Origin of the sequence: Enterobacter cloacae complex sp. P43RS, from assembly GCF_014930585.1 — a bacterium.
GTDB lineage: Bacteria > Pseudomonadota > Gammaproteobacteria > Enterobacterales > Enterobacteriaceae > Enterobacter > Enterobacter bugandensis.
On record NZ_JADBRJ010000006.1, the window covers coordinates 211,871 to 237,400 of the forward strand.

Annotated in this window: 28 protein-coding genes and 1 other annotated feature; of the genes, 8 read left to right on the top strand and 20 right to left on the bottom strand. The window is 57.6% G+C overall.

Annotated features, from left to right (window positions below; translation table 11 throughout):
• Nucleotides 1-51: 51 nt before the first annotated feature.
• From ilvN to IM294_RS14615, 5 genes are all read right to left on the bottom strand, one after another.
• Nucleotides 52-339 carry an acetolactate synthase small subunit gene (gene ilvN, locus IM294_RS14595; RefSeq protein WP_010426528.1) on the bottom strand — a complete coding sequence of 96 codons (288 nt, stop codon included), beginning with the start codon at nt 337-339 and terminating at the stop codon, nt 52-54.
• Between the two features lie 3 nt (nt 340-342).
• Entirely contained in the window at nt 343-2,031 is a 1,689-nt protein-coding gene (ilvB, locus tag IM294_RS14600; RefSeq protein WP_126818363.1) for an acetolactate synthase large subunit, read from the bottom strand.
• Nucleotides 2,032-2,137: 106 nt separating this feature from the next.
• Entirely contained in the window at nt 2,138-2,236 is a 99-nt protein-coding gene (gene ivbL / locus IM294_RS14605) for an ilvB operon leader peptide IvbL (RefSeq protein ID WP_057979964.1), read from the bottom strand.
• 146 nt (nt 2,237-2,382) lie between these two features.
• The gene (locus tag IM294_RS14610; RefSeq protein ID WP_148110180.1) at nt 2,383-2,802 is read right to left on the bottom strand and encodes a type II toxin-antitoxin system HigA family antitoxin; all 420 of its coding nucleotides are present in this window, start codon (nt 2,800-2,802) and stop codon (nt 2,383-2,385) included.
• Entirely contained in the window at nt 2,799-3,113 is a 315-nt protein-coding gene (locus IM294_RS14615) for a type II toxin-antitoxin system HigB family toxin (RefSeq protein WP_126818362.1), read from the bottom strand. The genes IM294_RS14610 and IM294_RS14615 overlap by 4 nt, the downstream gene beginning before the upstream one ends.
• Nucleotides 3,114-3,600: 487 nt before the next feature.
• Here IM294_RS14615 and tisB point away from each other — a divergent pair, with 487 nt between their 5' ends.
• The 4 genes from tisB (at nt 3,601) to emrD (ending at nt 6,457) form a co-directional block, all read left to right on the top strand.
• Nucleotides 3,601-3,690 carry a type I toxin-antitoxin system toxin TisB gene (tisB, locus tag IM294_RS14620; RefSeq protein ID WP_041911717.1) on the top strand — a complete coding sequence of 30 codons (90 nt, stop codon included), beginning with the start codon at nt 3,601-3,603 and terminating at the stop codon, nt 3,688-3,690.
• Nucleotides 3,691-3,754: 64 nt separating this feature from the next.
• Nucleotides 3,755-4,201, top strand: a complete 447-nt coding sequence (locus tag IM294_RS14625) for a GNAT family N-acetyltransferase (RefSeq protein ID WP_028014956.1) — start codon at nt 3,755-3,757, stop codon at nt 4,199-4,201.
• A 62-nt stretch (nt 4,202-4,263) separates the two neighbouring features.
• Entirely contained in the window at nt 4,264-5,097 is an 834-nt protein-coding gene (locus IM294_RS14630) for an EamA family transporter (protein ID WP_028014955.1), read from the top strand.
• A gap of 175 nt (nt 5,098-5,272) precedes the next feature.
• Entirely contained in the window at nt 5,273-6,457 is a 1,185-nt protein-coding gene (gene emrD, locus IM294_RS14635; protein ID WP_039024559.1) for a multidrug efflux MFS transporter EmrD, read from the top strand.
• Here the strand turns inward: emrD and IM294_RS14640 are convergent.
• Together IM294_RS14640 and dsdC are read right to left on the bottom strand one after the other, a co-directional pair.
• Entirely contained in the window at nt 6,360-7,448 is a 1,089-nt protein-coding gene (locus IM294_RS14640) for a glycoside hydrolase family 5 protein (protein WP_126818361.1), read from the bottom strand. The two genes, emrD and IM294_RS14640, sit on opposite strands and share 98 nt — an antisense overlap.
• A gap of 84 nt (nt 7,449-7,532) precedes the next feature.
• Entirely contained in the window at nt 7,533-8,459 is a 927-nt protein-coding gene (gene dsdC, locus IM294_RS14645; RefSeq protein WP_126818360.1) for a DNA-binding transcriptional regulator DsdC, read from the bottom strand.
• A 204-nt stretch (nt 8,460-8,663) separates the two neighbouring features.
• Here dsdC and dsdX point away from each other — a divergent pair, with 204 nt between their 5' ends.
• Together dsdX and dsdA are read left to right on the top strand one after the other, a co-directional pair.
• The gene (dsdX, locus tag IM294_RS14650; RefSeq protein ID WP_045260838.1) at nt 8,664-10,001 is read left to right on the top strand and encodes a D-serine transporter DsdX; all 1,338 of its coding nucleotides are present in this window, start codon (nt 8,664-8,666) and stop codon (nt 9,999-10,001) included.
• Nucleotides 10,002-10,018: 17 nt separating this feature from the next.
• Nucleotides 10,019-11,305 carry a D-serine ammonia-lyase gene (gene dsdA / locus IM294_RS14655; RefSeq protein WP_126818359.1) on the top strand — a complete coding sequence of 429 codons (1,287 nt, stop codon included), beginning with the start codon at nt 10,019-10,021 and terminating at the stop codon, nt 11,303-11,305.
• Between the two features lie 17 nt (nt 11,306-11,322).
• On the opposite strand, the gene IM294_RS14660 is transcribed toward dsdA, so the two are convergent.
• From IM294_RS14660 to IM294_RS14675, 4 genes are all read right to left on the bottom strand, one after another.
• Nucleotides 11,323-11,670, bottom strand: coding sequence for a DUF202 domain-containing protein (locus IM294_RS14660; RefSeq protein ID WP_023309822.1), 348 nt, complete (start codon nt 11,668-11,670; stop codon nt 11,323-11,325).
• The gene (locus IM294_RS14665) at nt 11,660-12,007 is read right to left on the bottom strand and encodes a YidH family protein (RefSeq protein ID WP_028014948.1); all 348 of its coding nucleotides are present in this window, start codon (nt 12,005-12,007) and stop codon (nt 11,660-11,662) included. The genes IM294_RS14660 and IM294_RS14665 overlap by 11 nt, the downstream gene beginning before the upstream one ends.
• A 92-nt stretch (nt 12,008-12,099) precedes the next feature.
• The gene (locus IM294_RS14670; protein WP_080329766.1) at nt 12,100-13,422 is read right to left on the bottom strand and encodes a 6-phospho-alpha-glucosidase; all 1,323 of its coding nucleotides are present in this window, start codon (nt 13,420-13,422) and stop codon (nt 12,100-12,102) included.
• On the bottom strand, nt 13,419-15,041 hold the full coding sequence (locus tag IM294_RS14675) for an alpha-glucoside-specific PTS transporter subunit IIBC (protein WP_126818358.1): 1,623 nt from the start codon (nt 15,039-15,041) through the stop codon (nt 13,419-13,421). The genes IM294_RS14670 and IM294_RS14675 overlap by 4 nt, the downstream gene beginning before the upstream one ends.
• A gap of 221 nt (nt 15,042-15,262) precedes the next feature.
• Here IM294_RS14675 and IM294_RS14680 point away from each other — a divergent pair, with 221 nt between their 5' ends.
• Nucleotides 15,263-16,009, top strand: a complete 747-nt coding sequence (locus IM294_RS14680; protein WP_028014945.1) for a GntR family transcriptional regulator — start codon at nt 15,263-15,265, stop codon at nt 16,007-16,009.
• Here the strand turns inward: IM294_RS14680 and IM294_RS14685 are convergent.
• The 3 genes from IM294_RS14685 to ibpA all read right to left on the bottom strand — a co-directional run bounded on the left by IM294_RS14685 (nt 15,977) and on the right by ibpA (nt 18,743).
• Entirely contained in the window at nt 15,977-17,638 is a 1,662-nt protein-coding gene (locus IM294_RS14685; protein WP_047366728.1) for a putative transporter, read from the bottom strand. The genes IM294_RS14680 and IM294_RS14685 overlap by 33 nt on opposite strands.
• A 129-nt stretch (nt 17,639-17,767) precedes the next feature.
• Complete coding sequence (ibpB, locus tag IM294_RS14690) at nt 17,768-18,196, bottom strand: small heat shock chaperone IbpB (RefSeq protein ID WP_028014943.1); 429 nt, start codon at nt 18,194-18,196, stop codon at nt 17,768-17,770.
• A gap of 136 nt (nt 18,197-18,332) precedes the next feature.
• Nucleotides 18,333-18,743, bottom strand: coding sequence for a small heat shock chaperone IbpA (gene ibpA / locus IM294_RS14695; protein WP_008500162.1), 411 nt, complete (start codon nt 18,741-18,743; stop codon nt 18,333-18,335).
• Nucleotides 18,737-18,808 (bottom strand) — a sequence feature (ROSE (Repression Of Heat Shock gene Expression) occurs in the 5'-region of heat shock genes and acts as an RNA thermometer to modulate expression.). Its footprint overlaps the gene before it by 7 nt.
• 250 nt (nt 18,809-19,058) lie before the next feature.
• On the opposite strand from ibpA, the gene IM294_RS14700 reads away from it, so the two are divergent.
• Nucleotides 19,059-19,391, top strand: coding sequence for a YceK/YidQ family lipoprotein (locus IM294_RS14700; RefSeq protein ID WP_014881914.1), 333 nt, complete (start codon nt 19,059-19,061; stop codon nt 19,389-19,391).
• Here the strand turns inward: IM294_RS14700 and IM294_RS14705 are convergent.
• The 6 genes from IM294_RS14705 to dgoR all read right to left on the bottom strand — a co-directional run bounded on the left by IM294_RS14705 (nt 19,388) and on the right by dgoR (nt 25,395).
• Complete coding sequence (locus IM294_RS14705; RefSeq protein WP_185860361.1) at nt 19,388-20,617, bottom strand: DUF3748 domain-containing protein; 1,230 nt, start codon at nt 20,615-20,617, stop codon at nt 19,388-19,390. The two genes, IM294_RS14700 and IM294_RS14705, sit on opposite strands and share 4 nt — an antisense overlap.
• A gap of 51 nt (nt 20,618-20,668) precedes the next feature.
• Nucleotides 20,669-22,006 (bottom strand): MFS transporter, encoded by a 1,338-nt coding sequence (locus IM294_RS14710; RefSeq protein WP_082697291.1) that lies wholly within the window; start codon nt 22,004-22,006, stop codon nt 20,669-20,671.
• Between the two features lie 78 nt (nt 22,007-22,084).
• On the bottom strand, nt 22,085-23,233 hold the full coding sequence (dgoD, locus tag IM294_RS14715; RefSeq protein ID WP_028014940.1) for a galactonate dehydratase: 1,149 nt from the start codon (nt 23,231-23,233) through the stop codon (nt 22,085-22,087).
• Complete coding sequence (locus IM294_RS14720; RefSeq protein WP_041911729.1) at nt 23,230-23,847, bottom strand: 2-dehydro-3-deoxy-6-phosphogalactonate aldolase; 618 nt, start codon at nt 23,845-23,847, stop codon at nt 23,230-23,232. Before IM294_RS14720 ends, dgoD begins: the two co-directional genes overlap by 4 nt.
• Nucleotides 23,831-24,709, bottom strand: a complete 879-nt coding sequence (locus IM294_RS14725) for a 2-dehydro-3-deoxygalactonokinase (RefSeq protein WP_049137088.1) — start codon at nt 24,707-24,709, stop codon at nt 23,831-23,833. The genes IM294_RS14720 and IM294_RS14725 overlap by 17 nt, the downstream gene beginning before the upstream one ends.
• Complete coding sequence (gene dgoR / locus IM294_RS14730) at nt 24,706-25,395, bottom strand: D-galactonate utilization transcriptional regulator DgoR (RefSeq protein WP_003861109.1); 690 nt, start codon at nt 25,393-25,395, stop codon at nt 24,706-24,708. The genes IM294_RS14725 and dgoR overlap by 4 nt, the downstream gene beginning before the upstream one ends.
• Nucleotides 25,396-25,530: the final 135 nt, after the last annotated feature.

The following is a 25,530-nucleotide window of genomic DNA, read 5'->3' on the forward strand; positions in this document are numbered from 1 at the left end:
ACGCTGCGCTTATCCGGCCTACAAGAGCGAAAGACGCTTACCTTAAGCGATTTACTCGAAAAACACCGCAATTTTGTTAAACATGGTGGGATCGGACTGGTTGCGCGCCACTTTGGTGACGTCTTCCAGCTTGTCGATCTGCGCCATCATCTGCTCCAGACGCTGATCGTCGTTGACCAGTAGCCAGATGCGGCTGTGCTCGCTGCCCTGAATCGGCAGGCAGAGAATACCTTCCACGTTAAACGCGCGGCGGGCAAACAGCCCACAGACGTGGGTCATAACGCCAGGGTGGTTGCGGACGGTGAGTTCCAGAATGACGTTATCATGTTGTTTCTGCATGGTTTATTCCCCCACCATCTCAGTATTGGCCGCACCCGGCGGCACCATCGGATACACTTTTTGTTCAGGGTCGATACGCACGTGGATCAGCGCCGGGCCAGGACGCGAGATCGCCGCCTGCAGCGCCGCGTGGGCGTCTTCTTCCGCGTTCAGATCGCAGGTGTGCAGGCCAAAGCCGGCGGCAATCTGCATAAAGTTAATCATTCCCGGATAGGTCGCCGCAAACACGCCCTGCTTGTAGAACAGGCTCTGCTGCTGGTGCACCAGACCCAGCGCCTCGTTGTTCATCAGGATGATTTTCACGTCTAACTGGTTTTCGGCCGCGGTCGCCATCTCCTGAATGTTCATCATCAGGCTGCCGTCGCCGGAGAAGCAGATAACCTTGCGGTCCGGGTTGGCGAGCGCCGCGCCTACTGCCGCCGGCAGGCCGAAGCCCATGGTGCCGAGGCCGCCGGAGGTCAGCCACTGGCGCGGACGGTTCAGCGGATACGCCTGTGCGGTCCACATCTGGTGCTGGCCCACGTCGGTGGTGATAATCGCGCTGTCGTCCACGCAGGCGGCCACGGCGTTGATCAGCCCGTAGTGGCTCAGCGGGTCGCCCTCAGCTGGGATGGTGCCCGGGAACTCGCGCTGCAGATCGGCCACCAGCTGACGCCAGTCGGCCCGGTCAGTTGCGTCCGTCTGCGGGATCAGTTGCGCCAGCACTTCGGCCACGTCGCCCTGAATCGCCACGTGCGGCTGTTTGATTTTACCCAGCTCGGCGCGGTCAATATCCACGTGAATAATTTTGGCGTTCGGGCAGAACTGCTCGGTTTTGCCAATCGCCCGGTCATCAAAACGTGCCCCCATAACAATCAGCAAATCCGCCTCTTGCAGGATGTAGTTGGTGCTGCGCGCGCCGTGCATGCCCAGCATGCCTAATGACAACGGATGCGCTTTAGGCAGCATACCCAGCGCCATCAGGGTCATGGTGGTCGGCAGGTTGGCCTTTTCCGCAAACTGGCGGATTTCATCCGCGGCATTGATCGCCCCGCCACCCAGATAGAGCACCGGGCGTTTGGCGGCGTTAATCATGACGGCGGCGTCGCGCACGCTTTCAGCGCTGAATTCCGGCGCGGGGGCGCGCTCGCCCGGCTCCGGCAACACGTCAATCTCGATCTCTGCGGTCTGGACATCCTTAGGAATGTCTATCCACACCGGGCCCGGGCGGCCAGACTGGGCGATGCGGAACGCATCGCTGATAACCTGAGGCAGCTCGCTGATATCGCGAACTAAATAGTTATGTTTGGTGATGGGGATAGAGATGCCGTAGGTGTCCACTTCCTGGAACGCGTCGGTGCCGATCATCGAGGACGGCACCTGGCCGGTAATGCAGATCAGCGGAATGGAGTCGAGGCGCGCGTCGGCGATGGCGGTCACCAGGTTGGTTGCGCCGGGGCCGCTGCAGGCCATACAGACCGCCGGTTTGCCCTGCGTACGCGCCATGCCCTGAGCGATAAAGCCTGCCCCCTGCTCGTGACGCGCCAGCACGTGGCGGATCTGCGTGCTTTGGCTCAACGCATCGTACAGCGGCAGCACGGTTCCACCCGGGATACCCGCAACCGTGGTGATGCCCTGTCGTTCCAGTAAATGAACAATCAGCTGCGCGCCTGTAAAACGCGTCTTTGTGGATGTTGTGCCCGAACTTGCCATGCTCCAGTCCTTTTCTTCTGGGCCGACTTTCCGGGGAGGGTCCTAAACGAAAAACCCCGCCCGGTTTGCGCCGGCGGGGTTTTGGATTCGTGTGTTGATCCAGTCCCTACGGCGCATTGCCGACGACCACCACCACACGCACGACGACCACTGCGGCAGGTTGCGCAGTTTTTAGTAGGGTCGAAGTGAAGATGGATGAAGTCATTGGGGACCTGTGTTTGGAATCATTGATTGAATTTATACAAACACAGGTTTTCGGGCGTGACAATGGAAATATTTTCATCTGCGCAAAAATGCGTCAGGGATCACGTTTCGTTTGTTGAGTGATAAAGGGCTGTCGACCGTTTTATTTCATTCAATAAACAGTGCAGGCGATACCCCAAAGCGCACCGCCAGTTTTTTTATATGGTTTAACGTCAGCTGACGCTGTCCATTCAATACCCTAGAGACCATTGATTTACTGCCAATTTCATCCTGAAAATCTGAAATGGTCAGTTTGTACTGATCCATAAGGGTTCTTAAAACCGCAATTCCCACTGAAACAGATTCCATCTCCTGACGCAAGGCGACAATCTCGGGTCGATTCGCTTCATAACGACTTATTCTTGCACATACGATATCCAGCAAAGGACTACCAGGTTCATTCATGAGCAGATACTCAACCAGCTCAAGTGCATCCTGGTAATCTTTCTCATTCGGATGTTCACCCAGTAAAGGGACAGCCTCGACAAGGGCATGCGTTGCTTTCATTGCATCAGCGACGATCATCATTTCTTCCCCTTAGTGCGATGTTTCTCCGTAAAACGGTCATATTCCTTATGAGTAAAAACATGGCGCACATAGAACGTTTGGCTTTCAAAGAATATGAGAGCCACTACTCTGAGATTGTTATTTGCAATATCAATCACATAATGCTTATCCAGATATTTAAAGTTATCCAGCGTCGGAAAAATTTGTTTCAGCGCAGCAGGTGTCGGGCAATGGCTCTTTTCGATAGTGCGACCTAAAAAAAGGAGCTCTTCCTTGTGCTGCGGGAACTGTTTGACCGCATCAATAATTGCCTTCATAGAAATTAAATGCATACTGCATGCCTGCTGCGTCCGTTGCCATTATGGCAACAATATCATGCATTGCCAATGTGTCAACACGTATTGTTTTTCAGACTAACATCTGAAAACAAAAAACCCCGCCGGAGCGAGGTTTTTTTCAGGGTTTTGCGGTTGGTCGCCGCAGAACACACTGTGTTACGTCAACGCGAAAAGTATACGCGATAGAACTCGAACGCGCAATTCCGGCACGGATTTTGACGTTTTTGAGTATGGATCACCTTCCTAATTTTGTCCAAAAAATACTGTTCATGCATACAGTATTTATCTATACTGAGGGTGTTCGCAGTGAGCGAGGGGGCCGCAGTTTACCGGCGCAACGAAGTCCTGGCTGAAACGGGTGGTGCCGTCAGTGCCTTAACCCCTGAAGTGAGCACACTGTGTTACGTCAATCCAGGTGCTGGCAACAGGCGGCGGAAAGGTACGCCAGCATCGTGCTCCTTTTAACCAAAAGGAGACGCGTATGAGCGTAGTGGATATGGTGATACTTATCCTCAAACTCATTGTTGCAGTACTGCAACTGCTTGATGCTGTCCTGAAATACATTCGGTAATTCAGGTTCAAGTCGCACCTGAGAGGGGCGGGCAACCGCCCCTCTTTAATAACGAGGGAATGCTATGTCGCGTCTGTTAATTGAGCCTGTCACACCGGATGAGCCGGGGTATATCGCCCTGAAGGCGGAAAGTATCGCGCTGAATTTCAACATGCTGCGCAGGCTGGAAGAGAACTGGCTGCGGGGTGAGAACCGCTTTAACGCGCCGGGTGAAAAGCTGCTGGGTGCGTTTCTTAACGGCAAGCTGGTGGGCGTGTGTGGCCTCAACCGCGATCCGTTCAGCCAGCAGCCGCGTGCCGGACGCATTCGCCATCTCTACGTCAGCGAGAAGTGCCGCGGGCTGGGCATTGGAAAACAGCTTTTAACCGTAGTGATGGCGGATGCCAGCATCTGGTTTGATTTTCTGAATACTCACGCGCCGGACAGCGCGTACGGATTTTACAATCGAGCCGGTTTTACGCTGGTCTCAGACGAACCGCGGGTGACGCACCGCCTTTTTTGTGCGGTGTAACCGGCTGGCGGCATCAGGATGTGAATGTTACAGTTGAGTGACAATTCATCACCCAATACGCCATGACCATCACCGTTTTCTGCATTTTGCTTTTCGCCGCACTGCTGCATGCCAGCTGGAACGCTATCGTTAAAGCCGGAACGGATAAACTCTACTCTGCGATCGGCGTTAGCGGCTCAGCCGCGATTATTGCCCTGATTTTACTGCCCTTCTCACCACAGCCTTCTGCGGCAAGCTGGCCGTTTTTGATCGTCTCCTGCGCCTTACAGGTGGTCTACACCGTGCTGGTGGCGAAGACCTATCAGGTCTCGGACATGAGCCAGACCTATCCGCTGATGCGCGGCACCGCCCCGCTGCTGGTGGCGCTGATCAGCGTGCTGGCGCTCGGCGACCATCTCTCCTGGCTCGCCTGGTCCGGTATCGGAGTCATTTGCCTGTCGATTCTGGCGATGGCGATGAATGGCCGCATGCAGTCACGCAGGGGGATCTGGCTGGCGCTGCTGAACGCCTGTTTTATCGCCGGGTATACGCTGGTGGACGGCACCGGCGTGCGGCTGTCGGACACCGCGCTGGGCTACACGCTCTGGACCTTCTTTATGAACGGCTTCTGCCTGCTGGGCTGGGCGATGGTGGCGCGTCGGCGCGAGGCGTCCAGCTACCTGCGCCTGCACTGGAAAAAAGGGCTGCTCGGCGGCGTGGGGACCATGGGCTCTTACGGTCTGGCCCTCTGGGCGATGACGCAGGCACCGCTGGCGGTGGTCGCCGCGCTGCGTGAAACCTCAATTCTTTTCGGGGCGCTGATCGCCTTTGTCCTTTTAAAAGAGAAGGTTGCGGGCCTGCGCATCGCGGCAGCGCTGGGTATTGCTGTCGGCGCTATTCTGCTGCGTCTGGCGTAAATCGCTGGCAACATTAGTTGCCGTTCTTGTTTACAAATCCTGCCTTTCCCGGTTTTTTCATTCACCGCAACAATGCTTAAATTGTCATCTATCTGTGGTAGATTCCTCGCGCATTTATGGGAATGCGTAGTCACTTATTCTTTATTTACCTCTTTTGGCAAAAGTATTCAGCGACATGAAAAAGCAACGGAACGTTAACTTATTGTTGATGCTGGTGTTACTGGTGGCCGTCGGTCAGATGGCGCAAACCATCTACATTCCGGCGATTGCCGACATGGCAAAGGAACTGAACGTCCGCGAAGGCGCGGTGCAGAGCGTGATGGCAGCCTACCTGCTGACCTATGGCGTTTCACAGCTCTTCTACGGCCCGCTCTCCGACCGCGTCGGGCGTCGCCCGGTGATCCTGGTGGGCATGAGCATTTTCATGGTAGCGACGGTGATTGCCATTACCACCCACAGCCTGACCGTACTGATTGCCGCCAGCGCCCTGCAGGGCGTTGGGACGGGTGTCGGCGGGGTGATGGCGCGAACCTTACCGCGCGATATGTATCAGGGCACCCAGCTCCGCCACGCCAACAGCCTGTTAAATATGGGCATTCTGGTCAGCCCGCTTCTCGCTCCGCTGATTGGCGGCCTGCTGGACACAATGTGGTCCTGGCGCGCCTGTTACGCCTTTCTGCTGGTGCTCTGCGTAATTGTCACCTTCAGCATGGCGCGCTGGATGCCGGAAACCCGTCCAAAAGACGCGCCGCGCACGAAGCTTCTCACAAGCTATAAGACGCTGTTCGGCAACGGCGCGTTTACCTGCTACCTGCTGATGCTGATCGGCGGCCTGGCGGGTATTGCAGTGTTCGAAGCCTGCTCCGGCGTGCTGCTGGGCGCGGGCCTTGGCCTGAGCAGCATGGTGGTGAGCATTCTGTTTATTCTGCCGATCCCGGCGGCGTTCTTTGGCGCCTGGTTTGCCGGGCGTCAGAACAAGCGCTTTTCAACCCTGATGTGGCAGGCCGTGATCAGCTGCCTGCTGGCGGGTCTGATGATGTGGATCCCGGGGCTGTTTGGCGTGATGACCGTCTGGACGCTGCTGATTCCGGCGGCGCTGTTCTTCTTCGGCGCGGGAATGCTGTTCCCGCTCGCCACCAGCGGCGCGATGGAGCCGTTCCCGTTCCTCGCAGGCACGGCGGGCGCGCTGGTGGGCGGTTTGCAGAACATCGGTTCCGGCGCGCTGGCCTGGCTCTCGGCCATGATGCCGCAGACCGGGCAGGCTAGTTTGGGCCTTCTGATGACGCTAATGGGGCTGCTGATTTTACTGTGCTGGCTGCCGCTGTCGTCGCGCGTTCCGCATCACGAGCAGCCGGTTTAACCGCATGATGGCCCGGCTTCTCGCCGGGCTTTTCACAGACGGGCGCAATCATCGCCTGCAATAACGGCTCCGGCGCAGGCCGCCAGGCCCCCTCTTCCCCGTCGTAAAACTGGAAATCCGCGTTAAGCGCATACGGGATTTTCGCCTTTTGCAGCTCGCAGGCCATAAAGGTGGCGAAGGCCATTTGCGAAGCGGTTGGCGTGAGGTGGTTTGACTCCCCCACGCCCCAGCCCCCGACCCAACTAACGTGCCCGGTTTTTTGCTGCCAGCGCAGCGCGGTGCTGATGCGGTTACGGATAGCCGCCTTCTCCGCCACCGTGCCGGACGTCCACGGGTATTTACCGCTATTTTTCAGCGGCCCCCACGGGAAAATATGCCACTCCGCCAGCAGGTAGTTTTGACTGTGCGCAGGCAGCTTCAGGCCGGATAAATCCTCCGGCGCAGCGCGCAGGCGCGGCGCAATGAAAATCATGCGCTGCGGGTCGATGTCGTGGATCGCTTTAATGGTTTTTTCATACACGCGGTTTAACGACGCGAGGTTGTGGTTAAGCTTGTCGGCTGGCTCATAAATGAGATCAAAACCCAGCAGCGGATAGCTCTGGCCGAAATAGTGCGCCACGGCAATCCACCAGTTGATCGTCTCTTTCTCGTTGTCGGCTTTCGGGTCGTTTTTATATTCATCCGCCTGATACGCGACTATCGGGATCACGCCATACTGCTCACAGGCTTCTACTAGCTTGCGCAGGTGGATCAGCCGCGCTTCCGTCGGCTCGTCGGCCACGCGGATGCGCACGTGAGTAATGCCTTTAGCCCGAAAATCGCGGACCACCAGCGGGTCGAATTCGCGTATGCCGCGCTCGGTGCGCGCCCAGTCCACATCCATCCCGACGCCAAGCTGCTGCGCATAACGGGCAGCCGTCAGCGGCGGCTCAGCGGCAATGGCCCAGCCGGAAGAGATCAGTAACGCGGTCGCTATAAGAGGCTTTAACACGGTTTACCCTGGATAAATCGAAAGCATTACCTGTATTTAGCATGCTTTTTCACATTTGGTGTAGCGCGAAAGCGTAATAATTCTTCAACCTGCCAGTTCTCTCAGCCAGCCGATAAAGGCGTCTATTTTCGGCCACTGTCGGCCCGAAAGCGTCGAAACATAGTAGTGCTGATGGCATTTCAGGGTCTTGTCACCAAACGGGGCGATCAGTTCGCCCCGTTCAAGCCGTTTTTGCACCAGCCGCTTTCTCCCCATCGCGACGCCGACGTGGTTGATGGCCGCAATAATCGCTAAGTCGGAACGATCGAAACCAATACCCGACGATGACGGCATATTCACCGCAAAGTGCTGCGCCCAGCTCAGCCACTCATCCGTACCGGAATCATTGCTCCAGGCCTGACGGTCGTGCAGCAGCGTGCAGTGGCTAAGGTTATCGGGGTTTTTCAACAGCTCATGCTCGCGGGCATACTGCGGCGAGCAGACGGGCAAAATCTCTTCGTCCATCAGGAAGTGATGAGACAGATGGTTTGGCGGTGTATCGTCGAAATAGAGCGCCAGATCGACCCCCGTTCGCTGCATATTGATGTAATCATTGCCGGTCAGGACGGTGAGCGAAATCGACGGATAGCGGCGGGTAAAGTCGCCCAGCATGGGTACCAGCCAGCACTGAGCGATCGACGGCCGGGAGTAGACCGTCAGCGTGCCGGACAGCGCCTGGTTTTTGATGTCCAGGATCTCCTGATTCAGGGTGTCGAGGGACGATTTTAGCGTCCAGTAAACGCGCTTTCCCTCCTGCGTCAGCTCGACTTTACGGTGCGAACGGACAAACAGCTGAATACCGAGCTCTTCTTCGAGCAGGTTGATGCGGTGGCTCACCGCGCTGGGGCTGAGCGACAGCTCCTCCGCCGCCAGCGCGAAGGATTCATGTCGAGCCGCCACTTCAAAGGTGTACATTTTCGACAGCTGCCAGCCGTTGAGCAGCCGGTTTCTGGCTTCATTTGCATCGGTCATCACAATTCTCACGCGTGGTTTCTGCGCTCAGCATACTGTTTAAGGGTGAATATATGTGAACCTAATGCGGTTTAAGTGCGTTTTTTAGAGCGCAGTCACTCAGTTGATTCAATCTGGCTCACCTGAACGCCAATTTATATCGTTTGTCAGCCCACGCCGCTTTTTCGTCCAATACCCCCAGATGACATAAGGGTGAGGTGAGATATGGGATCTCAGGTCTGGGTTGTGGCAACGCTGCTGGTCAGCATTGTGTTGATTGTTTTAACCATCGTTAAGCTAAAGTTTCACCCGTTCCTCGCGCTGCTGCTGGCGAGCTTTTTCGTCGGCGCAATGATGGGAATGAGCCCGCTGGATATGGTAAACGCCATTGAGAGTGGGATTGGCGGCACGCTGGGCTTCCTGGCGACCGTGATTGGTCTTGGGACCATTCTCGGCAAGATGATGGAGGTTTCCGGCGCGGCAGAGCGCATCGGGATTACGTTGCAGCGCTGCCGCTGGCTGTCAGCAGACGTGATTATGGTGCTGGTGGGCCTGATCTGCGGCATTACGCTGTTCGTGGAAGTGGGCGTGGTCCTGCTGATACCGCTGGCGTTTTCCATCGCCAAAAAGACCCACACGTCGCTGCTCAAGCTGGCCATTCCGCTCTGTACCGCGCTGATGGCGGTGCACTGCGTGGTGCCGCCGCATCCGGCCGCGCTGTTTGTGACCAATAAATTAGGGGCGGACGTTGGAACGGTCATTGTCTACGGTTTGATGGTCGGCCTGATGGCCTCTCTGGTCGGCGGCCCGCTGTTCCTGAAGCTGCTCGGCAATCGTCTGCCATTTAAACCGGTTCCGGCGGAATTTTCAGACCTGAAGGTGCGGGAGGAGCATACCCTGCCGTCGCTGGGCGCCACGCTGTTTACGGTGCTGCTGCCGATTGCCCTGATGCTGGTGAAGACCATCGCTGAACTGAATATGGCAAAAGACGGCACGCTGTATACGCTGCTGGAGTTTATCGGCAACCCGATCACCGCCATGTTTATCGCCGTGTTTGTCGCCTACTACCTGCTGGGCATCCGCCAGCACATGGGCATGGGCGCGATGCTGACGCACACCGAGCACGGCTTTGGCTCTATCGCCAACATTTTGCTGATTATCGGCGCGGGCGGCGCGTTCAACGCCATCCTGAAAACCAGCGGACTGGCGGACTCGCTGGCGCAAATTCTCTCGAACCTGCACATGCACCCTATCCTGCTCGCCTGGCTGGTGGCGCTGGTGCTGCATGCCGCCGTAGGCTCCGCCACGGTCGCGATGATGGGCGCCACGGCCATCGTCGCGCCGATGCTGCCGCTCTACCCGAACGTCAGCCCGGAGATCATCACCATTGCCATCGGTTCCGGCGCCATTGGCTGCACGATCGTGACCGATTCTCTCTTCTGGCTGGTGAAGCAATACTGCGGCGCGACCCTGAATGAGACCTTCAAATACTATACGACGGCGACGTTTATCGCCTCGGTGCTTGCACTTGGCGGCACATTCCTGCTTTCTTTCATTATCTGAGCGCGAAGAGACATATTATGGAAAACGCAACTATCACCACTTTAACCGCACAGTTTCCTCTGGTTGAGGATCTGATTGCCCTGAAAGAAACCACCTGGCTTAACCCGCGCACCACCACGCTGGCGGAAGGGTTACCCTATGTCGGGCTGACCAAAGCCGACGTGGACGACGCCCACGCGCGCCTCAACCGCTTCGCGCCGTATCTGGCGAAAGCCTTCCCGGAGACGGCGGCAACGGGTGGGATTATTGAATCTGAACTGGTCGCCATTCCGGCAATGCAGGCGCGGCTGGAGAGAGAATCTGGCAAATCCATTCCCGGCACGCTGCTGCTGAAAAAAGACAGCCACCTGCCGATTTCCGGCTCGATTAAAGCGCGCGGCGGCATCTATGAGGTGCTGACCCACGCGGAAAAACTGGCGCTGGACGCCGGGTTGCTGAGCGTTGAAGACGACTACAGCGTTCTGCTGGAGCCACGCTTTAAGGCCTTCTTCAGCCAGTACAGCATTGCCGTGGGCTCCACCGGCAACCTGGGGTTATCCATTGGCATAATGAGCGCCCGCATCGGCTTTAAGGTGACGGTCCATATGTCCGCCGACGCCCGCGAGTGGAAGAAAGCCAGGCTGCGCAGCCACGGCGTCATCGTCGTGGAATATGAGCAGGATTACGGCGTGGCGGTGGAGCAAGGGCGCAAAGCGGCGGAAAGCGATCCGAACTGCTTCTTCATTGACGATGAGAATTCCCGCACCCTGTTCCTGGGCTATGCGGTGGCGGGCGAGCGCCTGAAAGCGCAGTTCACCGAACAGGGCCGCGTGGTGGATGCGGATCATCCCCTGTTCGTCTATCTGCCGTGCGGCGTAGGCGGCGGGCCTGGCGGCGTGGCGTTTGGCCTGAAGCTGGCCTTTGGTGATAACGTGCACTGCTTCTTCGCGGAGCCAACGCACTCGCCGTGCATGCTGCTGGGCATTTACACCGGCCTGCACGATGAAATCGCGGTGCAGGATCTGGGCATTGATAACGTGACGGCGGCGGACGGTCTGGCGGTTGGGCGCGCGTCCGGCTTCGTGGGCCGCGCGATGGAGCGCCTGCTCGACGGGTTCTATACCCTTTCCGATCGGAGCATGTACGACATGCTCGGCTGGCTGGCGCAGGAGGAAGGGATCCGCCTTGAGCCTTCAGCGCTGGCGGGGATGGCCGGGCCGCTGCGCGTTCATTCGCATACCAACGTTACCCACCTGGTGTGGGCAACCGGCGGCGGCATGGTGCCGGAAGACGAGATGGCGAAGTATCTGGCTAAAGGGAAGTAATTAAGCCGCCACCCGGCTTACAAACTCAAAATTTGCTGAATATGGGTCACCGCAAACAGCAGCGATAGCGAGAGAACAGCGAGTGCGATCAGGAACTTATCCCGCACCGCTTTCGGCTGTACAAAATCGTTCTGCGCCACGTCCATCAGGTTACGGCTGCGGGTATAGCGCCATAAAATGATGGCCACCAGCGCCAGCACAATAATAGAGATCCAGAATGGCACCCCGGTTCGGTGCCAGTTGTGCTTAATCGCCAGGGCAATCAGCGCGCCATACCCCAGCAGCGTGCGCAGCCAGGCCAACGACGTCCGCTCCGGCTGCAGGCCGGGGTCCGCTTCGCGCCGCGCTTTGCGGCTATCCGCCATAGAACACCAGCCCCATCACCACGCCCGCCACCGCCAGCAGAATCACGCTGATGATGAGCAACCCGCGCGTATAGGGCAGATCCTGCTTCAGGCGCATCGCCTTCTCATTGCGCAGCCATCGCAGGTAGCCGTAAATCGCCAGCACGCCCGCGAACAGGCACAGCAGCAGCGCCAGCACTTCACGAATCAGCGGCGTGGCAAAATCGGGGGCGAGCTGGTCAAGGCCGACACCTGCGGCCAGAAAGCCCAGTGCGGTGCGGATCCACGCTAAAAAAGTGCGCTCATTAGCCAGAGAGAAGCGGTAGTCCGGCGCTTCGCCGAGGCGGGAAATTTTCATGGAGATTCCTTGTCGTGCTACGGGCAGGCTTCAGCATAGCGTAAATCGACAAGGACAAGGAGACCGGCATCGGGCGATGCCGGTCAGGACGATTAATGCAGCTCTGGCCAGTACTCTTTGTTGGCCTCGATCAGGTCATCCAGAATCGCTTTCGCGACGGAGGCGCTCGGCACGGTTTTCGACAGGGTAATGGCCTGCCAGAGCTTCTGGTACGAGCGCTGCTCCCAGGCATCCACCACCAGTTTTTCCACCGCCACCTGCTGGCTCATCAGCCCTTTCTGGAAGTGCGGAATATCGCCCACCGTAAGCGGCTCCGGTCCGTTATGGCCCACCAGGCACGGGATCTCCACCATCGCGTCGGCGTCAAAGTTATGGATGGCACCGTTGTTTGGCACTATCAGCAGCATCCGCTCCTGGGTATTAAAGGCAATCGCAGTCGCCAGATCGACGATGTACGACGCATGTTCGTCGATTTCCAGCTCACCGGCGGCGGAGTTGCCGGCTTCGATAATCGCCCGACAGGCGCTAAACACATGCTTCTCACGGTGATCCATAACTTCATTGGCGCGGGTCCGTTCCGGGTTGGAATGCGCGACCACGTAGTCCGGGAACAGGTAATACTTCAGGTAGGTGTTCGGCATGGTGTCCGGATCCAGCGCCTGCACGTCTTTAGCTTTGGCAAAGGTATCGTTCCAGCTCGCTTCGGTATGCGCATCTTCCGAAGGCGGAACATAGCCGTTTTTCGCCACGTATTCGCGCAGCTTCGGCATCAGATCGTTGCCGTTCAGGTCTTCAATCGACGTCCACCAGCCGAAGTGGTTCAGGCCGTAGTAGCGCACGCGCATCTCTTTGCGGTCTTTCAGGCCGACAATCTGCGCCATGCGCCCTTCAATGCCGATCGGCATATCGCAGATGTTGAGGATTTTAGCGTTCGGACGCAGGCGGCGCGTGGCTTCTGCGACAATCGCCGCCGGGTTGGAGTAGTTCAGCATCCACGCGTTCGGGGAGTACTGCTCCATATAATCCACCAGCTCCAGCACGCCGCCGATAGAGCGCATGCCGTAAGAGATACCGCCCGGTCCGCAGGTTTCCTGGCCCAGCACGCCGTGGCGCAGCGGGATTTTTTCATCTTTTTCGCGCATCGGGTATTTGCCCACGCGGATGTGCGCCATCACGAAATCGACATCGGTAAACGCCGCTTTTGGATCGGTGGTGTAGCTGAATTCAATCTCCGGGGCCTGCTCCTTAAGGATGATTCTGCACGCTTCGGCGATGGTCTCCTGACGCGCGCCGTCGTTGTCATAGAACTTCAGGGCGCGCAGCGGGAAGCGGTCGCGGTTGGCTAACAGCATCAGGACGATACCAGGCGTAAAGGTGCTGCCGCCGCCTGCAATGACAACTGAGAATTTTTTCATGATATAGCCTCTGTCAGGGTGGTTTGTTCATTTGTTAAAGGGGTTTTCATCAGCGATTCCAGCTGGTCGCGCACCTGAGGAACGTGCAGGCCGACAATCACCTGAATGCCGTTGCCGCGTCGCACTACGCCGTGTGCGCCCAGGGCTTTGAAGACGTCGTCGCTTTGGGTTTTCGCCATATCCACCAGTGCGATACGCAGGCGGGTGGCGCAGTTATTGATGCTTTCGATGTTGGCCGCGCCGCCGAGCGCCTGCAGGAATCCGGCTGCTTGCCCAACCTGCTGGCTGGCCGCCGCCGGGGCGGTGGTTTGCCCGCGCGCCGCCTTATAGTCGGCCTTGCTGTAGAGTTTGATTTCGCTCTCTTCCCGGCCCGGCGTTTTCAGATTCAGACGCTCAATCAGCGTTTTGAAGATCACGAAGTAGATGCCGGTGAAGCAGATGCCAATGCCGATCTGGGTGAACACCGTCGAGGCGTGGTTATGGAACATCGGGATCCAGTTTTGCGGCAGGAACTGGTCCAGCAGGCCGCCGCCCATGTTCCCCACGACGCCGAAGGCGTACATCACCGTCGCCATGGTTGCCGCCAGCACCGCATGCACGGCGAACAGCAGCGGCGAGATAAACAGGAAGGTGAACTCAAGCGGTTCGGTAATGCCCACCAGCACGGCAGTTAGCGTGGCCGGAACCAGCAGGCCCGCCACCTTGACGCGGTTTTCTGGCGACGCGGTGTACCAGATAGCGAAGGCAATCCCGACCGAGCCAAACACTTTTGAGTTGCCGTGCAGCGCGAAGCCACCTTCCGGGAAGAGGGTCTTCAGCGGCAGGGTGCTCTGGCTGAATTCCTGCAGATGCTGCGCCCAGTAGACCTGAATACCGCCCTCCACCGCCGCCGGGCCGAAGATGAACGGACCGTAGACAAAGTGGTGCAGGCCAGTTGGGATCAGAATGCGTTCCAGGAAGGTATACACCCACACGCCCAGCGCACCGGCAGAGCGCAGGAACGCCTGCAGGGATTCGATGCCCATCTGCACTTTCGGCCAGCCCAGCAACGTCAGCCAGGCGCAGGGGATCATCACGAAGAACGCGAGGATAACGACAAACGAGCTGCCCTGGAAAATTCCCAGAAAGACCGGCAGCGGCTTGTCGAAATAGCGGTTGTGAATGGCGGTGACGATGCCTGAGATCACGATGGCGCCGATGATGCTGGTATCGAGCGTTTTGATCCCGGCAATCATCGCCAGCCCGCTTCCCGCCGTCGGTTCGGCGGAGAAGTCGACGCCAAAGAAGTGGCCCCAGGTCATGCCCATCGCGTTAATGAAGTAGTTCCAGGTCAGGAAGCTAATCAGCACGGCCAGACAGGCGCGGCCCTGCGCCTGCTTCGCCAGCCCAATCGGCAGGCCGACGGCAAAAATCAGCGGTATATTGCGAAACACCGCCCAGCCACCCTCTTCAATGATGTGAACGATCTGCGCGAAAAGATGATCGGGGGCGGTTAAGGCTTCGCCGACAAACAGCGGGTTGCGAAGCATGATGGCGATTCCCACCACGATCCCGGCAAACGGAAACAGCAACACCGGGGTAAACATGGCACCGCCAAAACGTTGTATTTGACTGAGCATTTTTAAATCCTCACGTAACAACCTGTAGGGGTAGAGGCCTTTATGGTTTTGTGCTGGCCTGAGGTGAGCATAAGAACTTACTGATGTACGAACATGGCGTGCCGCTGCGATTCGTGATCGCATTCATGGTTTTATTTTGACCAGTCAGGTCTACTTCTTGCGGTAAATATGGACATGTCAGGACGCATTCCACGCCCTGATAAGGGCAGAGAGGTCTACTGGTGATCTACAAATCAATTGCTGACAGGTTGCGGCTGCGGCTGAATTCATCGGACTACAACATCGGCAGCCCGCTGCCTGGTGAAAAAGCGCTGGCGCAGGAGTTTGGCGTGGCGCGCATGACCATCCGCAAGGCGCTGGATCTGCTGGTGAGCTGGGGGCTGGTTGAGCGCCGGCACGGCAGCGGAACGTTTGTCTCGCGCAAAGACGTTCACCACGAAACCACTAACCTGACCGGGCTGGTGGAGGTACTGCGTCAGCAGGGAAAAGAGGTGCAGAGCAAGGTGCTGCAGTTCGAAGTGATGCCCGCCCCGCCCGCCATCGCCAGCCAGCTGCGGATCCAGGTGGATGAGCGGATCTACTTTTCACGGCGGGTGCGCTACGTGGACGGAAAGCCGCTGATGCTGGAGGACAGCTTTATGCCGGTGAAGCTGTTCCGCAACCTGTCACTGGCGCATCTTGAGGGGTCTAAGTTTGATTACATTGAGAAGGAGTGCGGGATCACCATCAGCGGCAACTACGAGAGCCTGACGCCGGTATTGGCAGATAAACAGCTGGCCGGTTATATGAATCTGCCGGAACAGACGCCGCTGCTGCGAATTACCTCTCTCTCCTACAGCGACAGCGGCGAGTTCCTCAATTATTCCGTGATGTTCCGAAATACCAGCGATTACCAGGTGGACTACCATCTGCGGCGCATCCACCCGGAAGAGCTGTTAGCCCATCCCCCAGAACAGCACCGCCAGTAGCTGCGGGGTGATGATGCGCAGGAACATCACCAGCGGGTAGACGGTGGCATAGGAGAGCGCGGCCGCGCCGCTGGTGGCGTGCAGGTTGTTGGCAAAAGCGAGGGCTGGCGGGTCGGTCATGGAGCCCGCTAGCATACCGCACAGCGTCAGGTAGTTCATTTTGGCGAACATCCGCGCCAGGATTGCCACCGTCAGCAGCGGGATCGCCGTGATAAAGATGCCGTAGCCGACCCAGCTCATCCCTTCGCCCTTGACCAGGGTATCGATAAAATCCCCGCCGGACTTCAGCCCGACAACCGCCAGGAACAGCACGATGCCCAACTCGCGCAGCGCCAGGTTAGCGCTCGGCGGCATAAACCAGTAGAGCTTCCCGATGCAGCCGATACGCCCGAGGATCAGCGCCATAATCAGCGGCCCGCCCGCCAGGCCGAGCTTGAGCGCCACCGGGAAGCCCGGCACGTACAGCGGAATAGAGCCGAGCAGCACGCCAAGCCCGATGCCGATAAACACCGGCAGCATCTGCACCTGCTGCAGTTTTTGCTGGGCGTTGCCTACCATATCCGCCACGGCATCGATGGACGACGGGCGTCCGACCAGGTTGAGGATATCCCCGAACTGCAGGCTGGCCTCCGGGCTGGCAACCAGTTCGACGCCCGCACGGTTGAGGCGGGAGATGACCACGTCGTAGCGCTCTTTTACCTGCAGATCGCGTATTTTCTTGCCCAGAACGTGCTCGTTGGTCACCACAACACGCTCCACGCGCATATCGGTGCCGCGGGTCGAAAGCGAGGTATCCACTTCCTGACCAATCACCAGCCGCGCGTTGTTTAAATCCCCCGGCTGGCCGACCAGGTGCAGCAGGTCACCCTGCTGGATCATCGTGCCGGGCGCAGGCACCATCAGCACGTCGTCGCGCTTAAGGCGGGAGCAGATAATATTGGCGCTGTTCAGAATCGGTACGTCCTGAATCGCCATATTGTTCAGGTTGGGGTTATCGACGCGAATGTTGATGGTTTTGATCGGCATGTGGCCGTTGGTGAGCGTGGTTTCGTGATCCTTCGCCTCTTTGTCGACGTTAACGCGAAACAGGACGCGGACCAGCCACATGGAGAGCAGAATGCCGCAAATCCCAAACGGATAGGCCATGGCGTAGCTCATCCCCATCTGGTCGACAATGCCGGGTTCAATGCCCAAATCGCGCAGGATTTGCTGCCCGGCTCCGAGCGCCGGCGTGTTGGTAACCGCCCCGGAGAAAATGCCCAGCACCACGGGCAGCGGGATAGCAAAGATTTTGTGCAGGATCGCGGTGACCAGCCCGCCCATCACCACAATGCCGAGGGCAAACAGATTGAGCCGTAGCCCGGAGACGCGCAGGGAAGCGAAAAAGCCAGGCCCTACCTGAATCCCGATGGTGTAGACAAAGAGGATCAGGCCGAACTCCTGAATAAAGTGGAGCATATCGGCGCTGAGAACCAGCCCGAGCTTGTCAGCAAAATGCCCGACAAAAATGCCGCCAAACAGCACCCCGCCAATCCCAAACCCGACGCCACGGATTTTGATATTGCCAATCCATAGCCCTACAACCGCGGCCAGGGCCAACACGCTGACGGTTAACGCGATATCACTCATGATCCACATCCTGTGTATAACCTTAGTTATGCTATGGATTCTCTCAGAGCCGGATGCGATTGTATGGGCGATGGCGCACAAAAAAGCCCTGCCGGAGCAGGGCTTTGTGCTGTCTGTGAGTAAAGCGGATTAGCTGTTCAACGCCGGCCGCTCGCTAATGGCGATACGCTGCGGCGCGATGGCTTCCGGCACGTTACGGATAAGATCGATATGCAGCAGCCCGTTGGTAAACGTCGCACCGGACACTTCCATATGGTCTGCCAGGGTAAAGCTCAGGCTAAACGGCTGATTAACCAGACCCTGATGCAGCCACCGGGTTTCGGTCTCTTGTTTTTCCGGCGTACCCTTCACGGTCAGGCGCGCGCCTTCGAGCTGGATATCCAGATCTTCCTGGCGGAACCCGGCCAGCGCAAGGGTGATGCGATAGTGGTTATCGTCGCTTTTTTCGATGTTGTACGGCGGAAATGTCTGTTGCTCGGTGGTGCTTTGCAGGGCATTAGCCAGTTTGTCAAAACCAATCCACTGACGCAGCAGGGGGGATAAATCGTAGTTACGCATACTAAATCTCCTTCTGAGAAGCGAGTTCGGCACAGTTTAATTTTGTGCACAGTTGTTCCTGCAAATCCTGATGGATTCGCATATGCTCCCGTTACGGCAAGCAAGTCTGGGTGGGCCGCTCGCGCGACCCGCGTAATTAGTTAATTTCGATACGGCGCGGTTTTTTCTCTTCCGGAATCACGCGTTCCAGTTCGATAAACAGCAGGCCGTTAACCAGGTTCGCGCCTTTAACGTGAATGTTCTCGGCTAACTGGAACTTGCGTTCAAAGTTGCGCTCGGCGATGCCCTGGTAAAGGTAGGTACGTTCTTTCTGCTCGGCCGTATGGGAACCTTTCACCACCAGCAGGTTGTCCTGCGCGGTGATTTCCAGCTCGTTTTCTGCAAAACCGGCGACGGCAATGGCGATGCGGTAGTGGTTTTCGTCAACCAGCTCAACATTGTATGGAGGGTAGCCGTTGCTCTGGCTTTGGTTATTTTCTAAATGGTTAAACAGGCGGTCAAAACCAATTGCAGAACGGTATAGCGGAGAAAGATCGAAGTTACGCATAGATAATACTCCTGAAATCAGCGAGAAATTGTAGCCTTCCACCATGGACAGGCCTTTGCGCCCCCGAGCACCCATCAGGCGTGTTCGTTATCGGGTCACATTCTTAAAATGGGTCTGGAACCGGGCTTTTCAAGACTATTTAATCGAGATTTTTTTGCACTTTGCTGGTTGTCGCATAGACTCTGGGACAACAGCACAAAGGGTTAAATTGCGATGGCTGCCACAGTGCGGGGTTATCGGGCTATTCATTTCGGATAAGGCTCGCTATAACCCTGAGTTGCAGGTCTATGCAGTGCCATTAACGATGACTGAGTGATGATGAAAAATGTTCTGATAAAGCTGACGACGTTCAGCGGGGTGGTTTTACTTTGCGGGTGTTCGAGCGTGATGTCTCACACCGGCGGTAAAGAAGGAACATATCCGGGGACGCGCGCCAGCGCGGCGATGATCTCCGATGACGATACGAACTGGGGCACCAAATCCCTGGTTATCCTGGATATGCCCTTTACAGCAGTGGCGGATACGCTTCTGCTGCCGTGGGATGTATTCCGTAAAGACGATTCCGTGCGCTCACGGGTAGAGAAAAGCGAGCAGGAAAATCTGGCGACAAACGCCGTTATCCCGCCCGCCGAGATGCCGCCGCGCTAGTCCTTCGCGGTTTCCGTTACCCAAAGCTGACGGAAACCGCCCGTCTCTTGCATCCACGCAATAAAGCGCCCGTCCGGGGAAAACACGACCGCATCAGCAGACGGCGGATTGCCGTGATCGGACGTCAAAAACGTCACTTCTCCAGTCTTCGCGTCACAGCAGGCGATTCGGTTTTCAAGCACAAATCCCAGCATGTTCCCGGAAGGGTGCCAGTTAAACGCAGACTGAATACCGCTCCCGGTGCGCGTCAGCTGGCGCGGTTCGCCGCCCTCAGGAGAGATCAGCCACAGCTGCACAATGCCATTATCATCCCGCATCAGAAACGCGATTTGCGTCCCATGGGGGTTACTGCGCACCCAGTGACGCGGCACGTTCACCAGACCCGGGTAAGCCCTCTGGTGGGTAAAGGTCAGACGACGCTGCTTCACCCCGGCAGGCGGCGCTGGCAGGGTGTCTGGGGTGCCCTGCAGCGGCGCATCGTCCGCTCGTTTCCAGCCCTGCTCGTCTTCTGGCAGGTTAACAATAAACAGTTCAGGCACTTTTTCGCCCTGCGCGGAGAGGGTATCGCCGATAAATGCCAGCCTGTTGTTGCCCACCCAGCCCTCTTCGTAGGCGCGGTTGATTTCATCGCTGCCCGGCTGCGGGTTGGGTGTTGTGCGGCTGACCAGCACGCTCCAGAAATTGCCTGAATATTCACGTGGATGATTCCCCTGCGGGTTCACCGGGCCAAACGGTGCCGCCACGCCGACGTTGCGTAAATCGAGCTTCGGATCGCGCTCATGTAAAACATGGTCGTTATAGGTAAAGCTGACGAGCAGCCCGTTCGGGCTAAAGACGTGCACGTGGCTGCCGCCGCGCAGCGCGCCTGCGGTATAAGGCGCGGTGATATCCATCGCGTCCAGGTTGCTCACCTGACCGTTATGCGCAATCACACCCTGACGATGATGAAAATCGTAGTGCCAGTCAGCATCCGGGTTTTTCGGACCGTGGATAAAGACGTATTTGTCCTGTGCCGGATGAACGGTCACCACGCCGACATACGCGCCGTCAGTAGCGCGATAAACCACCTCCACCTCGCCCGTAACGACGTTGACCTGCTCAATGGTTTCGCCGGTAAATGACGCGCCTGACGGGCGCACGTCGTAGGCCAGCCACTGGCTGTCCGTCGTCCAGGTATTGATGTTGGTCAGCTGGTGGTTGCGGGAAGCGAAGGTGATTTGTTTCATGAGGATACCCTGATGCACGGTGAGTGCATCAGGGTAAAACATCCGCAGGGATTAGCCTACTCGTTTCACATCGCCCACCAGCAGGATGTAGGAGAGTGCCCCGATCAGCGCCACGGCAGAGATGTAGACCAGCGCCGGGCCGAAGCCGTAGTCCTGCGCCAGGTAGCCGATAACCAGCGGTACGGTGATCCCGCCCAGTCCGCCGACAAAGTTGAACACACCGCCGGTCAGGCCAATCAGCCGCATCGGCGCAAGGGACGACACCAGCGACCAGGTGATAGAGGCGAAACCGTTACCAAAGAACGCCACCGCCATCAGGGCCATAATCCACACCGGATCGTTGGTGTAGTTGGCACCCATGATGCAGGTTGAGATCAGCAAGCCGCAGATAATCGGCGTTTTACGCGCCACGCCCAGCGAGTACCCTTTTTTCACCAGCTTATCGGCCAGCCAGCCGGAGAGCAGCACGCCGAAAAATGCGGCGAGGAACGGCACGGTGGTCATAAAGCCCGCCTTCAGCGCCGCGATCCCCTTTTCCTGGGTCAGGTAGTTCGGGAACCAGGTGAGGAAGAACCACAGCGTAGAAGTAACCGCGAACTGACCCAGATAAACGCCCACCAGCTTACGGTGGAAGACCAGCTTCCAGTCCGCTTTGGTCAGCGGCTGGCGCGCCTCTTTTTTCACCGGCGCATCACCATCCACCAGACCGCCACCGTCGCGGATGTAGTCCAGCTCGGCTTTGGTGATGCTTTTGGTCAGACGCGGCGGCTGATACACCTTGAACCAGATGAGCGACCAGATAATGCCAATCCCGCCGGTGACGATGAACACCCAGTGCCAGCTCAGCAGCTCCTGGATCCAGATCAGCAGCGGCGTCAGGAACGCCAGGCCGACAAACTGGCCAGAGGTGTAAAAACCAACGGCGGACGCGCGCTCGTGTTCCGGGAACCAGCTGGTCACCATACGGTTGTTGGTCGGAAACGCGGGCGCTTCGAAAACCCCGGTGATGGCACGCAGGCCAATCAGCGACATCAGCCCGGTGGCGAAGCCCTGGAATAGGGTCGCCACGGACCAGCCTAATATGGCGATAAAGTAGGTCAGACGTGAACCCACGCGGTCAAGAAACCAGCCGCCGGGGATCTGGCATAAGGTATACAACCAGGCAAACGCCGAGAAGACGTAGCCCATTTCCGCTTTGGTGATGCCAAACTCTTCCTGAATATGGGCCGATGCCACGGCAAGGTTGGCGCGGTCGACATAGCAAATGACCACGGTAATAAAGATCATCATCAGCGTCAGGTAGCGGCGACGCCCGATTTTTGTAGCGGTAACTGGAATATCCATCGCAATCTGTCTCCAGATTTTGGGCATAGCGAAGCCGCTCACCATGCCCTGTAATTTACAGAGGGTTATATTTTTGTATGTATGATTTTTGCCCGGAGGCTTACCGGGTCTACGGGATGGCGATTACCATTCCGCTACGCTGCCGTCCTCATGACGCCACAGCGGGTTTCGCCAGTCCGGCGCATTCTTACTCAGCTCAATGACTTTAGCTTCGTCAATTTCCACGCCAAGGCCCGGCTTCGTAAGCGGTTTAAAGAAACCGCCTTCCATGCAGAAGTCTTCTTTATTTTTCACAAAATCGAGCAGTTCCGCGCCCTTGTTATAGTGAATCCCCATGCTCTGTTCCTGGAACACCGCATTGCGGGAGACGAAGTCGACGTGCAGGCAGGCCGCCAGCGCGATTGGGCCGAGCGGGCAGTGCGGTGCCAGCGCCACATCGTAAGCTTCTGCCATCCCGGCAATTTTGTAGCATTCGGTGATGCCGCCCGCATGAGAAAGGTCCGGCTGCAGGATCGCTATGCCGCCCGCTTCAAGTACGCGTTTAAACTCGAAGCGCGAGAACATACGTTCACCCGCCGCGATAGGAATGTGGGTCTGTTCAGCCAGCTTCGGATAGTACTCCGCCTGCTCGGCCAGCACCGGCTCTTCGATAAACAGCGGGCGATACGGCTCCAGCTCTTTAATCAGAACTTTGGCCATCGGCGCGCTGACGCGGCCGTGGAAATCCAGGCCAAACTCAATCTCGTTGCCGAAGGCTTCACGAATTTGCGCCACGGTATTGACCGCCCGGTCTACCGCACGCGAATTGTCGATAACGCCCATCTCTTCGCAGCCGTTGAGCTTGAAGGTGTCAAAGCCGATATTGCGCAACTGCGTGATGCCGTCGATCACTTCCGCAGGGCGGTCGCCGCCCACCCAGCTGTAGGCTTTGATTTTGTCACGCACCAGGCCGCCCATAAGCTGCCATACCGGCGCGTTAAGCACTTTACCTTTGATATCCCACAGCGCCTGGTCGATACCGGCGATGGCGCTCATCAGGATCGGACCACCGCGGTAGAAGCCCGCGCGGTACATCACCTGCCACAGGTCGTTAATGCGCGCCGGATCCTGACCAATCAGGTATTCGCCCAGCTCGTGTACTGCCGCTTCAACGGTGCGCGCGCGCCCTTCAATCACCGGTTCGCCCCAGCCTACAACCCCTTCATCGGTTTCGATTTTCAGGAACATCCAGCGCGGGGGTAAACGGTACGTGGTGAGTTTGGTTATTTTCATTTCACTGCCTCTCGATACGCTTTCACAAATGCTGCCGCCTGCTGTGCGGTACGTTCCACGGACTGTCCGGCACGATAGAGATCGCTACCCAACCCTGCGCCCACACAGCCAGCGCTCATCCACTGGCCCAGATTTTCTGGCGTTACGCCGCCCACGGCAAAGACCGGCACGCTGGCGGGCAATACCGCTTTCAACGCCTTGATGTAGTCCGGTCCAAAAGCCGATGACGGGAAAATTTTGAGCGACTGCGCGCCCGCATCAAGGGCAGTAAAGGCTTCCGTGGCGGTGGCGCAGCCCGGGCAAACCGTCATGCCGTAACCCACCGCGCGGCGGATCACCTCAGGCTGAATATTGGGCGTGACGATAAGCCTGCAGCCCATCTTTGCCAGCCGATCGACCTGCTCAGGCTGTAACACGGTGCCTGCGCCAATCAGCGCCTTATCGCCGAAAACCTCCACCACGGCCGGAATGCTTTTTTCCCAGTCGGGCGAGTTGAGCGGGATTTCTACCGCGTCGAATCCGGCGTCGATAACCGCGCCGACGTGGTCTAACGCCTCATCGGGCGTGATGCCGCGCAAAATCGCGATAAGGGGAAGATCAGTTTGCCACTGCATGAGCGATGCTCCTTATTCCTGCCTGAAATGCCGTGTCGCCGGATACCGTCGAAACATCACGCCCAACGGCGCGAAATGCCTGTTCGTAGCGCGACGTTAGCGATGCGCCTGCGACAATCGTAATGGCCTGCTCGTGCGCGATGAACTCACGCATGCTGGCGACCTCTGCGCCAATCAGCAGGCCGGAGAGAAACTCGCTGACCTGCTCGCGCGGGAGAAGTCCCAGCACGTGCGAGGCGCGAACCTCAAAAAGCTGCGGCAACACATCAGGGGAGGCGATCCCACGTTCAAGCCCGGCGGCAAACGCCTCTGACGAGGATTCCTGCTCAGGTAAACCGGCCCCGACCAACGAATGGTTGAGCAGCAAATGGTGCAGCTCGCCGGTCATTACGGTGCGAAAATCGTGGATTTGCTCAGCGTCAGCCTGGACCCACTTACAGTGCGTGCCGGGCATGACGTAGACAGAAGAAGGAGAGAGAGCGCGCGCGCCAAGCAGCTGCGTCTCTTCGCCGCGCATCACGTTGTGGTTATCGTCGCGAGAGACGCTCAAACCGGGAATAATCCAGATATTGTCGCCAACGGACGTTAACTGCTCGCCAATAGCGGAGAAATGGACGGGAACCGGCAGATAAGGTGCAATTTTCCAGCCTACGTTACTGCCCACCATTCCCGCCATTACCACCGGCGTGGCGCTGTCGCGCCAGTTTTGTGTGACCTCAGCTAACACCGCCTCGGGGGATTTACCGTTCAGGCGCGTCACGCCTGCTTCTGATTGCCTGCTCTCCAGGCACTGCTCGCCCTGATAAAGCCAGGCGCGCAGATTGGTCGATCCCCAGTCAATTGCGATGTAGCGAGATGTCATGTGATTTCCTTCAGCCTTCGTGTCGAGCTGGCAATCATGGTAAGCGCCGCCTGCTCTGCCGCATCGCCGTCCTGATGCCGTATCGCATCGAACAGCGCTTTATGTTCCTGGAGCGTTTTTGGCATGTTGGCCTCATCACCCATCCAGGTACGTTCAAATACCGCTCGCTGTAGCGAGCTGATCGCCACGCTAAGCTGCTGTAATACCGGGTTATGCACCGACTGCAGCACCGCTTCGTGGTAGCGAATGTCCGCCTCGTTGAACGCCTCCCGGTTCTGGTTATTGGCGATCATGTCGTTTAAAGCCGATTCAATCTGGGCCAAATCACCGGAGGTCGCGCGTTCCGCCGCCCAGCGCGCAATTGCCGGCTCCACCAGGTTTCGAACTTCACTCATCGCGCCGATAAGCCGTGGGTCGTAGTCGTTTTCCAGCACCCACTGCAGCACGTCGGTATCGAGGTAGTTCCACTGGTTGCGCGGAGCAACAAACGCGCCGCGATAGCGCTTCATTTCAATCAGCCGCTTCGCCATCAGCGAGCGGAACACTTCCCGGATGATGTTGCGCGAGGTTTCAAACTCCTCGCACAGTTCAGCCTCTGCGGGGAGCGGCGAACCGGGAACGTATTTACCGCCTACAATCTGGGTGCCCAGCGTAATAACGATGCGATCGGTTTTATTGAGAGTCATGGAGAGTCCTTGTGCTCTGTATGTCCATCACTACTTTACCGCGACCGCTGAATTTCGCCTCACTTTTGCAGTACAAACGTGAGGCCATTCGTCTTTGCTGTGGTGACAATGTAGTACAATCATTTAATGTTGTAC

Excerpts from the sequence above, each read along its gene's own strand:
- IM294_RS14720 (WP_041911729.1), bottom strand. The coding sequence starts at position 23,847 with ATGCAGTGGCAAACTGATCTTCCCCTTATCGCGATTTTGCGCGGCATC.
- IM294_RS14625 (WP_028014956.1), top strand. The coding sequence starts at position 3,755 with ATGTCGCGTCTGTTAATTGAGCCTGTCACACCGGATGAGCCGGGGTAT.
- IM294_RS14710 (WP_082697291.1), bottom strand. The coding sequence starts at position 22,006 with ATGGTGAGCGGCTTCGCTATGCCCAAAATCTGGAGACAGATTGCGATG.
- dsdX (WP_045260838.1), top strand. The coding sequence starts at position 8,664 with ATGGGATCTCAGGTCTGGGTTGTGGCAACGCTGCTGGTCAGCATTGTG.
- ibpB (WP_028014943.1), bottom strand. The coding sequence starts at position 18,196 with ATGCGTAACTACGATTTATCCCCCCTGCTGCGTCAGTGGATTGGTTTT.
- dgoD (WP_028014940.1), bottom strand. The coding sequence starts at position 23,233 with ATGAAAATAACCAAACTCACCACGTACCGTTTACCCCCGCGCTGGATG.
- IM294_RS14685 (WP_047366728.1), bottom strand. The coding sequence starts at position 17,638 with ATGAGTGATATCGCGTTAACCGTCAGCGTGTTGGCCCTGGCCGCGGTT.
- dsdA (WP_126818359.1), top strand. The coding sequence starts at position 10,019 with ATGGAAAACGCAACTATCACCACTTTAACCGCACAGTTTCCTCTGGTT.
- ilvB (WP_126818363.1), bottom strand. The coding sequence starts at position 2,031 with ATGGCAAGTTCGGGCACAACATCCACAAAGACGCGTTTTACAGGCGCG.
- IM294_RS14665 (WP_028014948.1), bottom strand. The coding sequence starts at position 12,007 with ATGAAAATTTCCCGCCTCGGCGAAGCGCCGGACTACCGCTTCTCTCTG.
- IM294_RS14610 (WP_148110180.1), bottom strand. The coding sequence starts at position 2,802 with ATGATGATCGTCGCTGATGCAATGAAAGCAACGCATGCCCTTGTCGAG.
- IM294_RS14700 (WP_014881914.1), top strand. The coding sequence starts at position 19,059 with ATGATGAAAAATGTTCTGATAAAGCTGACGACGTTCAGCGGGGTGGTT.
- dsdC (WP_126818360.1), bottom strand. The coding sequence starts at position 8,459 with ATGACCGATGCAAATGAAGCCAGAAACCGGCTGCTCAACGGCTGGCAG.
- IM294_RS14670 (WP_080329766.1), bottom strand. The coding sequence starts at position 13,422 with ATGAAAAAATTCTCAGTTGTCATTGCAGGCGGCGGCAGCACCTTTACG.
- IM294_RS14630 (WP_028014955.1), top strand. The coding sequence starts at position 4,264 with ATGACCATCACCGTTTTCTGCATTTTGCTTTTCGCCGCACTGCTGCAT.
- IM294_RS14660 (WP_023309822.1), bottom strand. The coding sequence starts at position 11,670 with ATGGCGGATAGCCGCAAAGCGCGGCGCGAAGCGGACCCCGGCCTGCAG.
- ivbL (WP_057979964.1), bottom strand. The coding sequence starts at position 2,236 with ATGACTTCATCCATCTTCACTTCGACCCTACTAAAAACTGCGCAACCT.
- ibpA (WP_008500162.1), bottom strand. The coding sequence starts at position 18,743 with ATGCGTAACTTCGATCTTTCTCCGCTATACCGTTCTGCAATTGGTTTT.
- emrD (WP_039024559.1), top strand. The coding sequence starts at position 5,273 with ATGAAAAAGCAACGGAACGTTAACTTATTGTTGATGCTGGTGTTACTG.
- IM294_RS14675 (WP_126818358.1), bottom strand. The coding sequence starts at position 15,041 with ATGCTCAGTCAAATACAACGTTTTGGCGGTGCCATGTTTACCCCGGTG.
- dgoR (WP_003861109.1), bottom strand. The coding sequence starts at position 25,395 with ATGACTCTCAATAAAACCGATCGCATCGTTATTACGCTGGGCACCCAG.
- IM294_RS14725 (WP_049137088.1), bottom strand. The coding sequence starts at position 24,709 with ATGACATCTCGCTACATCGCAATTGACTGGGGATCGACCAATCTGCGC.
- ilvN (WP_010426528.1), bottom strand. The coding sequence starts at position 339 with ATGCAGAAACAACATGATAACGTCATTCTGGAACTCACCGTCCGCAAC.
- IM294_RS14615 (WP_126818362.1), bottom strand. The coding sequence starts at position 3,113 with ATGCATTTAATTTCTATGAAGGCAATTATTGATGCGGTCAAACAGTTC.
- IM294_RS14705 (WP_185860361.1), bottom strand. The coding sequence starts at position 20,617 with ATGAAACAAATCACCTTCGCTTCCCGCAACCACCAGCTGACCAACATC.
- tisB (WP_041911717.1), top strand. The coding sequence starts at position 3,601 with ATGAGCGTAGTGGATATGGTGATACTTATCCTCAAACTCATTGTTGCA.